Source organism: Micromonospora sp. DT229 (assembly GCF_049844505.1).
Lineage (GTDB): Bacteria > Actinomycetota > Actinomycetes > Mycobacteriales > Micromonosporaceae > Micromonospora.
Genome location: NZ_JBNCLD010000010.1, coordinates 55956 through 69441, shown reverse-complemented (window position 1 = coordinate 69441; position 13486 = coordinate 55956). Strand labels below are relative to the sequence as shown.

14 protein-coding genes are annotated in these 13486 nt (G+C 72.1%); 8 read left to right on the top strand and 6 right to left on the bottom strand.

Features of this window, described 5'->3' with window-relative positions; translation table 11 throughout:
* Positions 1–122: 122 nt before the first annotated feature.
* The 8 genes from clpS to rdgB all read left to right on the top strand — a co-directional run bounded on the left by clpS (position 123) and on the right by rdgB (position 5298).
* Positions 123–413: an ATP-dependent Clp protease adapter ClpS gene (gene clpS, locus ACLQ2T_RS17680; protein ID WP_327022476.1), complete on the top strand. Its 291-nt coding sequence runs from the start codon at positions 123–125 to the stop codon at positions 411–413.
* Positions 414–415: 2 nt separating this feature from the next.
* Positions 416–910, top strand: a complete 495-nt coding sequence (locus ACLQ2T_RS17675; protein WP_425767566.1) for a DUF2017 domain-containing protein — start codon at positions 416–418, stop codon at positions 908–910.
* A 54-nt stretch (positions 911–964) separates the two neighbouring features.
* Positions 965–1453, top strand: coding sequence for a M67 family metallopeptidase (locus ACLQ2T_RS17670; RefSeq protein ID WP_357528708.1), 489 nt, complete (start codon positions 965–967; stop codon positions 1451–1453).
* A gap of 65 nt (positions 1454–1518) precedes the next feature.
* Entirely contained in the window at positions 1519–1857 is a 339-nt protein-coding gene (locus ACLQ2T_RS17665) for a MoaD family protein (RefSeq protein ID WP_425767449.1), read from the top strand.
* A gap of 11 nt (positions 1858–1868) precedes the next feature.
* Complete coding sequence (locus ACLQ2T_RS17660; protein WP_425767448.1) at positions 1869–2834, top strand: PLP-dependent cysteine synthase family protein; 966 nt, start codon at positions 1869–1871, stop codon at positions 2832–2834.
* 268 nt (positions 2835–3102) lie between these two features.
* Complete coding sequence (locus ACLQ2T_RS17655) at positions 3103–3849, top strand: MBL fold metallo-hydrolase (protein WP_425767447.1); 747 nt, start codon at positions 3103–3105, stop codon at positions 3847–3849.
* 57 nt (positions 3850–3906) lie between these two features.
* Positions 3907–4638: a ribonuclease PH gene (gene rph / locus ACLQ2T_RS17650; RefSeq protein ID WP_425767446.1), complete on the top strand. Its 732-nt coding sequence runs from the start codon at positions 3907–3909 to the stop codon at positions 4636–4638.
* Between the two features lie 54 nt (positions 4639–4692).
* Positions 4693–5298, top strand: a complete 606-nt coding sequence (rdgB, locus tag ACLQ2T_RS17645; protein WP_327022469.1) for an RdgB/HAM1 family non-canonical purine NTP pyrophosphatase — start codon at positions 4693–4695, stop codon at positions 5296–5298.
* Between the two features lie 115 nt (positions 5299–5413).
* On the opposite strand, the gene hutH is transcribed toward rdgB, so the two are convergent.
* From hutH to ACLQ2T_RS17615, 6 genes are all read right to left on the bottom strand, one after another.
* Complete coding sequence (gene hutH, locus ACLQ2T_RS17640) at positions 5414–6949, bottom strand: histidine ammonia-lyase (protein WP_425767445.1); 1536 nt, start codon at positions 6947–6949, stop codon at positions 5414–5416.
* The gene (hutI, locus tag ACLQ2T_RS17635; protein ID WP_425767444.1) at positions 6946–8154 is read right to left on the bottom strand and encodes an imidazolonepropionase; all 1209 of its coding nucleotides are present in this window, start codon (positions 8152–8154) and stop codon (positions 6946–6948) included. The genes hutH and hutI overlap by 4 nt, the downstream gene beginning before the upstream one ends.
* The gene (locus ACLQ2T_RS17630; RefSeq protein ID WP_425767565.1) at positions 8151–9500 is read right to left on the bottom strand and encodes a formimidoylglutamate deiminase; all 1350 of its coding nucleotides are present in this window, start codon (positions 9498–9500) and stop codon (positions 8151–8153) included. The genes hutI and ACLQ2T_RS17630 overlap by 4 nt, the downstream gene beginning before the upstream one ends.
* 100 nt (positions 9501–9600) lie before the next feature.
* Positions 9601–10821 carry an allantoate amidohydrolase gene (locus tag ACLQ2T_RS17625; protein WP_425767443.1) on the bottom strand — a complete coding sequence of 407 codons (1221 nt, stop codon included), beginning with the start codon at positions 10819–10821 and terminating at the stop codon, positions 9601–9603.
* Positions 10822–10832: 11 nt separating this feature from the next.
* A complete protein-coding gene (gene hutU, locus ACLQ2T_RS17620) occupies positions 10833–12485 on the bottom strand; it encodes a urocanate hydratase (protein WP_425767442.1) in 1653 nt (550 codons plus the stop codon).
* A 13-nt stretch (positions 12486–12498) separates the two neighbouring features.
* Positions 12499–13347 (bottom strand): MurR/RpiR family transcriptional regulator, encoded by an 849-nt coding sequence (locus ACLQ2T_RS17615; protein WP_425767441.1) that lies wholly within the window; start codon positions 13345–13347, stop codon positions 12499–12501.
* Positions 13348–13486: the final 139 nt, after the last annotated feature.

Genomic DNA, 13486 nt, shown 5'->3' with positions numbered 1-13486 from the left:
CCTCGGGCCCCGTGCTTCTGCGGCCTCCGGAGGGCCCCGAAGGGCTGTCCGGGTGGGCCGTCGAGACCCCCTCCGGCGTTCCGGTTCCTCGATTGCGCCGATCCGGTGGCACGATGGGGGGCATGGCGGCTCCGCAGGTTGCACCGGTCGAGACTCCGGACACCGATGAGGTGCCGGCTTCGGACCGGCCGTGGGTGACGATCGTGTGGGATGACCCGGTCAATCTGATGAGCTACGTGACCTGGGTGTTCCAGAAGCTTTTCGGCTACAGCCGGGAGAAGGCCGAGCAACTCATGCTGGACGTGCATCACAAGGGCAAGGCCGTGGTCTCCAGCGGCGCTCGGGAACGTATGGAACATGACGCTTCGCAGTTGCACGCCTACGGGCTCTGGGCGACGGTGGAGCGGTCGTGAGCATGTTCCGCCGCCGGGGGGACCGGTACGTCGCCACCTTCGCCGTCGACGAGGTACGGGTGCTGCGCAAGGTCGCCTCCGAGGTGGTCGGCCTGCTCACCGACGGGTTCGACCACTCCGATCCGGTGGTCTGTCGGCTTTTCCCCGATGCGTACCCGGATGACGCCGCCGGGACCGCGGAGTTCCGCCGCTACACCGAGGGTGACCTGAAGACCGCGAAGATCGACCAGGCCGGGGCGATCCTGGCCGCGCTGCCCGGTGAGGGCGGTGGCGAGGTGCGCCTGGACGCCGAGGCGGCCGAGGCCTGGCTGCGGGCCCTCAACGACGCCCGGCTGGCGATGGGGGTACGGCTGGAGATCAAGGACGGCACGGACCTGGGCGCCGAGCTGGACGACGCGGTGGCCGATGATCCCTCCTCCAGCCGGGTGTTCCAGCTTTCGGTCTACGCCTACCTGGGCTACCTCCAGGAATCCCTGCTCAACGCCTTGATCGAGTGACTGTGACCAGCGCCGCCTCGCAAAGCGTCAGCGGCGGGCGCTAGGCTTGGCGGCGTGCTGAGCATCGACCGGTCGATCGTTGACGCGATCGTCGCCCACGCTCGTCGGGATCACCCCGACGAGGCCTGTGGCGTGGTCGCCGGTCCGGTCGGCAGTGACACGCCGACCCGGCACATCCCGATGGAGAACGCCGCCCGCTCGATGACCTTCTACGAGTTCGACTCGATGGAGCAGCTGCGGGTCTGGCGGGAGATGGACGATCGGGACGAGGAGCCCGTTGTCATCTACCACTCGCACACCGCCACGGAGGCGTACCCGTCGCGGACGGACATCGCCTTCGCCGGTGAGCCGGGCGCTCACTACCTGCTCGTCTCCACCCGGGAACCGGACACCGAGGAGATCCGCTCCTTCCGCATCGTGGACGGGGTGGTGACCGAGGAGCCGGTGCGGATTCTCGACGCCGGGGTGGATCCGCACGCCGTGCAGTCCTACATGTTCGGGCAGAGCCCGGCGACGGTCGACTACGAGTGTTCGGGCAACTGATCCCCAGCCCCGTACACCCTTTTCCGGCACGTCACCGCGCACACCTGATCGAGGAGTAAGACATCATGGCCATCGAGGTTCGCATCCCCACCATCCTGCGCAGCTACACCGGCGGTGCGAAGGTCGTCGAGGGCAGTGGAGACACCCTGAGTGACCTGCTCGCCGACCTGGACTCCCGGCACGCCGGGCTGCGGGCGCGGCTGGTCACCGAGGCGGGTGCGCTACACCGCTTCGTCAACGTCTACGTCAACGACGAGGACGTACGCTTCCTCGGCGCTCTGGACGCCAAGCTCTCCGACGGCGACAGCGTCACCATTCTGCCCGCCGTGGCCGGCGGCGCCTTCGGCTTCGCCGCCGCCGCGGCGATCGCGCAGCACAGCCGTACCTCCGTCACCGCCGGCTGAGGCGAGCGGCGATGGCGCGGTACGACAGCCTGCTGGACGCCTGCGGCGGCACACCCCTGGTGGGCCTGCCCCGACTGTCGCCGACGGTGCCCGAGGGGGCACCGCCGGTGCGGCTGTGGGCCAAGCTGGAGGACCGCAACCCCACCGGCAGCGTCAAGGACCGGGCGGCGTTGTTCATGGTCCGGGCCGCCGAGGAGGCCGGTCGGCTCCGTCCGGGCGACACCATCCTGGAGCCGACCAGCGGCAACACCGGCATCTCCCTGGCCATGGTGGCCAAGCTGCGCGGTTACCGGCTGGTCTGTGTGATGCCGGAGAACGTCTCCACCGAGCGGGTGCAGTTGCTCCGGATGTACGGCGCGGAGATCATCTTCTCTCCGGCCGCCGGTGGCTCGAACCAGGCGGTGGCCACCGCCAAGCAGATCTCCGCGGAGCATCCGGACTGGGTGATGCTCTTCCAGTACGGCAACGAGGCCAACGCGCGGGCACACTACGAGACCACCGGCCCGGAGTTGCTGCGTGACCTGCCGACGATCACCCACTTCGTGGCCGGACTGGGCACCACCGGCACCCTGATGGGGACCGGGCGCTACCTGCGGGAGAAGGTCGAGGGCATCCAGATCGTGGCCGCCGAGCCGCGGTACGGGGAACTGGTCTACGGCCTGCGCAACATCGACGAGGGGTACGTCCCGGAGCTCTACGACGCCACCGTGCTCAGCCGACGGTTCTCGGTGGGTACCCGGGACGCGGTGCTGCGGACCCGGCAGTTGGTCGAGGTCGAGGGGTTGTTCGTCGGCTTCTCCACCGGTGCGGTGCTGCACGCGGCCCTGGCCGTCGCGCACGAGGCGGTCCGCGACGGCCGCCGCGCCGACGTGGCCTTCGTGGTCAGTGACGGCGGCTGGAAGTATCTGAGCACCGGGGCCTACGGCGGCACCCTCGCCGATGCCGAAGAGGCCCTGGAGGGGCAGCTCTGGGCCTGACCCGGTGCGGTTGGTGACGGATCCGAGGGCCATCGGCGACACGCCGGTGGCCCTCGTCGCGTCGGCCCTAGCTGACTGGCCACTCAGCCAACTCGGACTCGATCGGACGGCCCGAGCGGGTGTCACGTTGATGACAACTTCGAGCGGATCATTCTTGCCCTCGCATCAGCGGGCGTAGGCTGCGCAGCGTGGCGTACGCGTCGGTTGTGATCACCACCGGAGCGGTGGCCCGGAGAATCACCACCTACCGTGACAGCGAGACAACTCGATGCGACTGACCGTCCTGGGCTGTGCGGGCAGCTTCCCCGGACCCGAGTCCCCCTGTTCGGCCTACCTGATCGAGGCCGAGGACTTCCGGCTTCTGATCGATTTCGGCCCGGGCTCGCTGTCCACCTTGCAGCGTTACGCCGGGCTGCACGCCCCCGACGCGATCCTTCTGTCCCACCTGCACTGCGATCACATCCTCGACGCCGCCTCCTACGTGGTGGTCCGCCGGTACGCCCCGGACGGCCCCTACCCGCCGTTGCCGGTCTACGCCCCGGCCGGTGCCCCGGAGCGGCTGGCCGCCGCGTACGGGCAGGTGGACGGCGCGGTGGACGACGTCTACCAGTTCTACGCGCTGGAACCGGGCACCTTCCCGATCGGCCCGTTCACGGTCACCGTCGACCGGGTGCAGCACCCCATCGAGACCTACGGGGTGCGGCTGGAGCACGACGGCAAGGTGCTGTGCTACTCCGGGGACACCGCCCCCTGCGAGACCCTGGTGCGGCTGGCCCAGAACGCGGACACCTTCCTCTGCGAGGCCAGCTACCTCGACGGGGTGGACAACCCACCGGATCTGCACCTCACCGGCCGGGAGGCCGGCGAGGCGGCGGCCAAGGCGGGCGTCGGTCGGCTGCTGCTGACCCATCTGGTGGCCGCCTGGGGCAGCGAGGCGCACACCGTGGCCGCCGCCGCCGGCGCGTACTCCGGCCCGCTGGAAGTGGTCCGCCCGGGCGCCACGTACGACATCTGAGCCGTCGGGGCGGGCACCCGGGGACGGTTCGATCACGGCACCACATAGGGTGCAGGCATGGCGCGACCTGACGGGCGGCAGCCCGACCAACTTCGTCCGGTGACCCTCACCCGAGGCTGGAGTACCCACCCCGAGGGATCGGTGCTGGTGGAGTTCGGTGCCACCCGGGTGCTCTGCACGGCAAGCGTCACCGAGGGGGTGCCCCGCTGGCGCCGTGGTTCCGGGCTGGGCTGGGTCACCGCGGAGTACGCGATGCTGCCCCGGGCCACCAACACCCGCTCGGACCGGGAGAGCATCAAGGGCAAGGTCGGTGGGCGTACCCACGAGATCTCCCGACTGATCGGTCGCAGTCTGCGCGCGGCCATCGACCTCAAGGCCCTCGGCGAGAACTCGATCGTGCTCGACTGCGATGTGCTCCAGGCCGACGGCGGCACCCGGACCGCCGCGATCACCGGGGCGTACGTGGCCCTGCACGACGCGGTCAGTTGGCTGGCCGCGCGCAAGGCCCTGACCGGCACCCCGGAGAAGGTGATGCACCGCTCGGTGGCCGCGATCAGCGTCGGGATCATCGGCGGCGAGCCGCGCCTGGATCTGTGCTACGAGGAGGACGTGGCCGCCGAGGTCGACATGAACGTGGTCTGCACCGGCACCGGGGACTTCGTCGAGGTGCAGGGCACCGGTGAGGCCGGTGTGTTCGCCCGAGACCAGTTGGACGCCCTGCTCGACCTGGCCGTCCTCGGCTGCCTGGATCTGGCCGAAGCCCAGCGGAAGGCTCTTTCCTCCCTGTGAAGCGCGAGGAGTGAGCTTGCGAGCCCCGCAGTCGCGAACGAAAGGTAGCTGAGTATGAACAAGGTGCTGCTCGCCACCCGGAACCGTAAGAAGCTCATCGAGTTGCAGCGCATCCTCGACGGTGCCCTGGGCGCCCACCGGATCGCCCTGATCGGGCTGGACGACGTCGAGGCGTACCCGGAGTTGCCGGAGACCGGGCTGACCTTCGGTGAGAACGCGCTGATCAAGGCGAGGGAGGGTTGCCGCCGTACCGGACTGCCGACGATCGCGGACGACTCCGGGCTGGCGGTGGACGCCCTCAACGGGATGCCGGGGGTGTTCAGCGCCCGCTGGGCCGGTCGGCACGGCAACGACGAGGCCAACCTGCAACTGGTGCTGGACCAGGTCGCCGACGTGCCGGACGAGCACCGGGGGGCCTCCTTCGTGTGCACGGTGGCCCTGGTGCTGCCCGGTGGCAAGGAGCATCTGGTGGACGGCCGGCAGCAGGGTCGGCTGCTGCGTGCCCCGCGCGGCGACGGTGGCTTCGGCTACGACCCGATCTTCCTGGGCGACGGTCAGGACCGCACCAACGCCGAGCTGACCCCGCAGGAGAAGGACGCCATCAGCCACCGCGGCAAGGCCCTGCGCGAACTGGCCGCCCTGGTGGCCAAGGTCCTCTGACTCCGCCAAGGCCCGCTGCCCCGCGAAGTCTCGCTGAGCGTCGGGATCTTGGTACAAAATCGCCCCTCCAGGGGCGCTGCCGTACCAAGATCCCGACTCGCCAGGCTCCACGGAGCTAGTCGAGGTCGCCGATCGCCTGCTCGATGGTGGTGCGGAGGGCGGGGGTGGCTACCACCTCGCGGGCGGCCTCCATCACCGGCGCGAGGAAGACGTCCGGGCCGGGCTCGCCGGCGATCTCGCCGAGGGCGGCGATGGCGGCCCGGCCGGCGGGCGAGGGGGTCAGCGGGGCCCGCAGTTGCAGTCCGCGTACGGCGGCCAGCAGTTCCACCGCCAGCAGGCTGGTCAGGTTGTCCAGCACGGTACGCAGCTTCTTGGTCGCCGCCCAGCCCATCGAGACATGGTCCTCCTGCATGCCGCTGGTGGGCAGCGAGTCCACCGAGGCCGGTGCGGCCAGTCGACGGTTCTCCGCGACGATCCCGGCCGCGGTGTACTGGGCGATCATCAGCCCGGAGTTCACCCCGGCGTCGGGGGACAGGAAGGCCGGCAGGTCACGGGAGCGGGTCACATCGAGCAGCCGGTCCACCCGGCGCTCGGCGATCGCACCGACCTCGGCGGCGGCGATGGCCAGGAAGTCCGCGGCGAACCCCAGCGGGGCGCCGTGGAAGTTGCCGGTCGACTCGACCCGGCCGTCCGGCAGCACCACCGGGTTGTCCACCACCGACAGCAGTTCCCGCCCGGCCACCGTACGCACGAACTCCAGGGTGTCCCGGGCCGCGCCGGCCACCTGCGGGGCGCACCGCATCGAGTAGGCGTCCTGCACGGCGTGGTCCACGTCCTCGCGGTGCGAGTCCATCACCGCGGAGTCCTGCAACAGCCGGTGGATGTTGGCCGCCGAGCGGCCCTGCCCGGGGTGCGGGCGGATGGCGTGCAGTTCCGGCAGGAAGGGCCGGTCCGAGCCGAGCATGGCCTCGATGGCCAGGGCGGCGGTCACGTCGGCCATGGTGAACAGGTGGGCCGCGTCGTGGATGGCCAGCAGCAGCATGCCGAGCATGCCGTCGGTGCCGTTGATCAGCGCCAGCCCCTCCTTGGCGGCCAGCTCGATCGGGGCCAGCCCGGCCCGGTCAAGGGCCTCGGCGGCGGGTAGCCGCTGACCCTCCGGACCCAGCACCCAGCCCTCGCCGAGCAGCACCAGGGCGCAGTGCGCCAGGGGGGCCAGGTCACCGGAGGCGCCAAGCGAGCCGTGCTCCGGCACCCAGGGGGTGACCTCGTGGTTGAGCAGGTCCACCAGGGCCGAGGCGACCAGCGGGCGGACCCCGGAGTGCCCCAGGGCCAGCGAGCGGACCCGCAGCAGCATCATCGCCCGTACCACCTCCCGGGGCATGGGCGCGCCGATGCCGGCGGCGTGCGAGCGGATCAGGGCGTGCTGCAACTCGGCGCGGCGCTCGGGAGCCACGAAGGTGTTGGCCAGCGCCCCGAAGCCGGTGGAGACGCCGTACACCGGGCGGCCGGCGGCCTCGATGCCGTCCACGATGGACCGGCTGGTGGCCATGGCCTCCAGGGTGGCCGGGTCCAGGACGACCTTGGCGGTGCCCCGGGCCACGGCTAGCACGTCGGCGGGAGAGATCCCGGTGGGCGGAATGGTCACGGTCATCGCGGTACTCCGTTGTGCAGGACCTGGCGGATCAGGGGCACCCCCGGCCGGTAGGCCAGGTGCAGGTGGGACGGGGCGTCGAGGATGATCAGGTCGGCTCGGGCGCCGGGCCGCAGCACCCCGATGTCGTCGCGGCGCAGGGCCCGCGCGCCACCGGCGGTCGCCGCCCACACCGCCTCCGCCGGGGTCATCCCCATCTCGCGTACGGCCAGCGCGATGCAGAACGGCATCGAGGAGGTGTACGAGGAACCGGGGTTGCAGTCGGTGGCCAGGGCCACGGTGACACCGGCGTCGAGCAGTCGACGGGCCTGCGGGTAGGGCGACCGGGTGGAGAACTCGGCCCCGGGCAGCAGGGTGGCCACCGTGGCGGTCTGCCCGTCGGCCATCCTCGTCGAGGCCAGAGCCTCGATGTCGGCCTCGGTCAGGTGGGTGCAGTGGTCCACGCTGGCCGCGCCCAACTCCACCCCCAGCCGTACCCCCGGACCGGGGCCGAGCTGGTTGGCGTGCACCCGTACGCCGAGCCCCAGGGCCTGTCCACAGGCGAGGATCGTGCGGGCGTGGTCGGCGTCGAAGGCGCCCCGTTCGCAGAACACGTCGATCCAGCGGGCGTACGGCGCGGCGGCGGCCAGCATCGGCCCGCACACCAGCCCAACGTACTCGTCGGGGCGGTCGGCGTACTCGGTCGGCACCACGTGCGCGCCCAGGAAGGTGGTCTCCCGGCTGAACTCGGCGGCGATCCGCAGTGAGCGGGCCTCGTCGGCGACGGTCAGGCCGTACCCACTCTTGATCTCGATCGTGGTGGTGCCCTGCCGCAACGCCTCGGCGCGCAGCCGGCGCACGGTGGCGCGCAGTTCCTCGTCGGAGGCGGCGCGGGTGGCACCCACAGTGGTGCGGATGCCCCCGCCGGTGTACGGCTGCCCGGCCATCCGGGCGGCGAACTCGGCGGCCCGGTCCCCGGCGAAGACCAGGTGGGCGTGGCTGTCCACGAACCCGGGCAGCACGGCGGCACCCCCGGCGTCGATGCGCCGGTCGGCGGCCGGGGCGTCGCCGGTGGGCCCTACCCAGACCACCTCGCCCTGCTCGATGAGCACGGCCGCCCGTCGCCGGAGGCCCAGCGGCCCGCCCGCACCCGTGCCGGCCACGTTGGTGACCAGCTCACCGATGTTGTGGACCACCAAGCTCGCAAGCTCACTCCTCGCGCTCACGGTGTCACCTCCGCGATGGCGTCGGCCAGTTCCTGCGGTACGTCCACGGTCAGGTGGCGGCCGTCGCGGACCACTACCCGCCCCTCGACCACCACCTGGGTCACATCGGCCGCGCCGGCGGCGAACCAGACCCCGGCCGGAGCCACCCCGGCGGTGCGTACGCTGTCCAGTCGTACCGTGACCAGGTCGGCGCGGTCACCGACCGCGATCCGCCCGGCGTCGGTCCAGCCCAGCGCGGCATGTCCGGCCGCACTGGCCGCGTGCATCAGCTCCGCCGGAGCGAAATGCCCCCGCTTGCGGGTACGCAGCCGCTCGTCCAACTCGACCGCGCGGGCCTCCTCGAAGAGGTCGATCACGGCGTGGCTGTCGCTGCCCAGGCTCAGTGGGGTGCCGGCGTCCGCCATCCGGCGGGCCGGGCCGATGCCGTCGGCCAGGTCCCGTTCCGTGGTCGGGCAGAGGCAGACCCCGGTCCGGCTCTCCCCGAGCAGACTGACATCGCCGCTGGTCGGATGGGTGGCGTGCACCGCCGTGGTGGCCGGGCCGAGGATGCCGTGGTCGGCCAGCAACCCGGTCGGGGTACGCCCGTGCACCGCCCGGCAGGCGTCGTTCTCGGCCGGCTGCTCCGACAGGTGCACGTGCAGCGGCGCGTCCCGCCGGTGCGCCCACCCGGCCACGGTGGCGAGCTGCTCGGCGGGCACCGCGCGCACCGAATGGATCGCCGCGCCGAGCCGGGCGTGCTCCCCGTCGGGGGTGAAGGCGGTGACCCGGTCGGCCCAGCGCAGCGCGTCCCCGTCGCCGAAGCGCAACTGGGCCCCGATCAACGGCCGGCCGTCCACCGAGGCGGTCAGGTAGCAGGTGTCCAACAGGGTCAGCCGGATCCCGGCATGCGCCGCCGCCTCGACCAGTGCCGCGCTCATCGCGTTCGGGTCGTCGTACGGGGTGCCGCCGGGACCGTGGTGCAGGTAGTGGAACTCACCGACACAGGTGATCCCGGCCAGGGCCATCTCGGCGTAGACCGCCCGCGCCAACGCCAGGTAGGAGTCCGGGTTCAGGCGGGTGGTCACCGCGTACATCCGGTCGCGCCAGCCCCAGAAGTCGCCCCGCCCACCGTGGGTGTGCCCGCGCAGGGCCCGGTGAAAGGCGTGCGAGTGGGCGTTGGCCAGGCCGGGCAGGGTCAGCCCGGGCAGCCGTACCGCGTCGGTGAGTACGTCCACCCCGGCGTGCGGCGGGCCGTCCGGCGACAGCGGGGTGACCCCGGTGATCCGACCGTTCACGGTCTCGATCAGCACCTCCGGGGTGGGCTCGGCCTGCTCGGGCAGCCAGGCGTACTCCGCCAGCCAGCGCATCGAGGTCACCGGCCCTGCTCCCGGTCGAGCTGAACCAGCTGCGCCATCAGCCGATCATGGACCGGCCGGGCGATCCCCCGGGCCGGTTCGCCCATCCTGGTCAGCGACATGTCAGCTCCTTCAACACCCGGGCCAGGGCGACCACCCCGGCGGCACAGTCGGGGTCGGTGGCCGACTCGGCGGGGGAGTGCGAGACCCCGGTGGGATTGCGCACGAAGAGCATCGCGGTCGGCACCTGGGCCGCCAGCACCCCCGCGTCGTGGCCCGCCCCGGTGGGCAGCACCGGGGCCGCCAGCAGCCGGGCCAGCCGGTCGGTAAGCCCGTGGTCGAAGGCCACCAGGGGGGTCGCCGACTCCTCGGTCAGGGCCACCTCGGTTCCGTCGCGGCGGGCCCGCTCGACGGCCTTGGCCCGGACCGCCTCGACCAGACCGGTGAGGGTCTGCGGTTCGGCGGCGCGGGCATCCAGCCAGCCGGTCACCCGAGACGGGATGGCGTTGGTGGCGTTCGGCTCGACGGTCACCCGACCCACCGTGGCGTGGGCGTCGCGCAGCCGGGCCTCCTTGTTGGCGGCCAGCACCGTGAAGGCGTACGTGAGCATCGGGTCGCGGCGGTCGGCCATCCGCGTCGTACCGGCGTGGTTTCCCTCGCCGGTGAAGTCGAAGCGCCAGCGGCCGTGCGGCCAGATGGCGCTGGCCACCGCCACCGGGGCGTCCTGCTCGACCAGGGCCCGGCCCTGCTCCACATGCAGCTCCACGAAGGCCGCGAAGCGACCCACCAGGGCCGGGTCGGCGCCCGCCGGCCGGGCACCCAACGCCTCGGCGAAGCTCACCCCGGCCGCGTCCCGCAAGGCAGCCGCCCGATCCACGTCGATCTGCCCGGTGAGCAGGCGAGACCCCAAGCAGGGTACGCCGAACCGGGCCCCCTCCTCCTCGACGAAGGTGGCGACGACCAGCGGCCGGTCCGGGGTGACCCCGGCGGCCCGCAGCTCGTCCACGGCCAGCCAGGCGCTGACGATGCCGAGCGGCCCGTCGTACCCTCCGCCGTGCGGCACGGAGTCGAAGTGGCTGCCGGTCAGCACGGCCTCGCGGCCGTCCGGGTCACCCCACCAGGCGAACAGGTTGCCGTTGCCGTCCTCGGCGACCGGCATGCCCCGCTCGTCGGCCTGGGCCCGGAACCACTCCCGCAGCCGCAGCTCCGGCTCGGTCAGGGCGTAACGCAGGTAACCCCCGCTGCGCGCGTCGCGGCCGATCGGGGCGATCTCGTCCCAGAGCACGCGGAACCTGTTAAGAAGGGGCCCTTCCTCTACCGTATGCGTTAACAAGGGGCCCTTCCTTACTCCGCCATCGGGATGCGGACGTCGGTGTGCGGGGTGGGGTAGCCGGCGTCGACGTGCCGGATCACCCCCATCGCCGGATCGTTGGTCAGCACCCGCTCGATCTTCTGCCCGGCCAGGGCGCTGCCGTCGGCCACACAGACCTGACCGGCGTGGATGGAGCGGCCGATGCCCACCCCGCCGCCGTGGTGGATGGACACCCAGGAGGCGCCGCTGGCGGTGTTGACAAGCGCGTTGAGCAGGGGCCAGTCGGCGATCGCGTCCGAGCCGTCGGCCATCGCCTCGGTCTCCCGGTACGGGCTGGCCACGCTGCCGCAGTCCAGGTGGTCCCGGCCGATCACCACGGGCGCGCTCAGCTCACCCGAGGCGACCATCTCGTTGAACCGGACCCCGGCCTTGTCGCGCTCGCCGTAGCCGAGCCAGCAGATCCGGGCCGGCAGGCCCTGGAAGGCCACCCGTTCGCCGGCCATCCGGATCCACCGGGCCAGGGACTCGTTCTCCGGGAACAGGTCGAGGATGGCCCGGTCGGTGGCGGCGATGTCGGCCGGGTCGCCGGAGAGGGCCGCCCACCGGAACGGGCCCTTGCCCTCGCAGAACAACGGCCGGATGTACGCCGGCACGAAGCCGGGGAAGTCGAAGGCCCGCTCGTACCCGCCGAGACGGGCCTCGCCCCGGATGGAGTTGCCGTAGTCGAAGACCTCCGCACCGGCGTCCAGGAAGCCCACCATCGCCTCGACGTGCCGGGCCATCGACTCCCGGGCTCGGTCGGTGAACTCGGCCGGCTTGGCCGCCGCGTAGTCCCGCGCATCGGCCGGCTCCACCCCCACCGGCAGGTACGACAGGGGGTCGTGGGCGCTGGTCTGATCGGTGACGATGTCGATGGCCACCCCCCGGCGCAGCAGCTCGGGGAAGACCGTGGCGGCGTTGCCGACCACCCCGACGCTGCGCGCCCGGCGATCCCGCTTCGCGGCCAGGGCCCGCTCGATCGCGTCGTCCAGGTCGTCGGCGACCTCGTCCAGGTAGCGGTCGCGCACCCGGCGGTCCAGCCGGGTGCGGTCGGTGTCCACGATCAGGCAGGCGCCGCCGTTCATGGTCACCGCCAGGGGCTGCGCCCCGCCCATCCCGCCGCAGCCGCCGGTCAGGGTCAGGGTGCCGGCCAGGGTGCCCCCGAAACGCTTCTCCGCCACCGCGGCGAAGGTCTCGTAGGTGCCCTGGAGGATGCCCTGGGTGCCGATGTAGATCCACGATCCGGCGGTCATCTGCCCGTACATGGTCAGCCCGAGCTGCTCCAGCCGGCGGAACTCCGGCCAGGTGGCCCAGTCACCGACCAGGTTGGAGTTGGCCAGCAGCACCCGGGGGGCCCACTCGTGGGTGCGCATCACCCCGACCGGTCGACCCGACTGCACCAGCATGGTCTCGTCGTCACGCAGGTCGGTCAGGGTGCGCACCAGGGCGTGGTAGGAGGGCCAGTCCCGCGCGGCCTTCCCGGTGCCCCCGTAGACCACCAGGTCGTCCGGGCGTTCGGCGACCTCGGGGTCCAGGTTGTTCATCAGCATCCGCAGGGCCGCCTCCTGCGGCCACCCCCGGGCGGTACGCTCCGGGCCCCGGGCGGCCCGAACGGGGCCGGGGGCTGCCTGATCGGCGTGGGTCATGGTGAGCCTCCTCCTAACCGAGGAACAACTGGCGACGGGCGGCGGAGGCTTCGAAGGCCTCCAACCGCCGCTGGGTCTCGGCCGGGGCGGCGTCGCAGATCGCCTGGAGCAGCACCATGGCCAGGGTCATCGGAGCGGTGTGTAGATCGAACACGAGTTGGGTGCCGACCGCCGCCGGCAACACCACATCGGCCAGTTCGGCGGCCGGGCTGACCGGCGAGTCGGTGATCGCGACCACGGTGAGCCCGGCGGCACGGGCCTCCCGCAGCGCGTCCAGGGTCTCCCGGGGATAGCGGGGCAGCACCAGGGCCAGCAGCGCGGTGGCCCCGGCCTCGGCGGCCTGTTCCAGGCGGTCGGTGAGCAGGCTGCCCCCGTCGTCGAGCACCCGCACGTCCGGATGCACCTTCGCGGCGAAGTACGCGAAGTAGGCGGCCAGGGGAGCGGCGGCCCGCAGCCCCAGCACCGGCAGGGGGCGGCTGGCCGCCAGCAGTCGACCGGTCTCGGCCAACTGTTCCCGGTCGGTGAGCTGCTCGGCCAGCCGGTCCAGGTTGCCGATCTCGGCGCGTACCGCTTGTTGGAGTTCGTTGCCGGCGGTGGCCGGGCCGGGCGTGGCGGCGGTCAGTTCCCGCAGTCGCCGACGCAGCGCGGGATAACCGTCGTGGCCCAGGGCCACCGCGAAGCGGGTGACCGAGGGCTGGCTGACGCCGGCCAGTTCGGCGACCTCGGCGGCGGAGAGGTAACCCACGGCGGGGGCGTGCTGCACCAGGCAGTGCGCGATGCGCCGCTGGGTCGGGGTGAGCCGGACCCCGTCGAACAGGCCGACGACCCGTTCGATCGGCGCCTTGGTATCCCCGTCATTCATCCTGCGACTCTATGCATCAAAACTTTCAGCAGGCAAGTGGTCAACCTCATTGACCGTCCTGACCTGCGGCTTCACGAGGATGAGGCCGTGTGTGTCCACCGGCGGGCAGGGTGAGGTGCGGTGGCTCGGTAGGATCCGC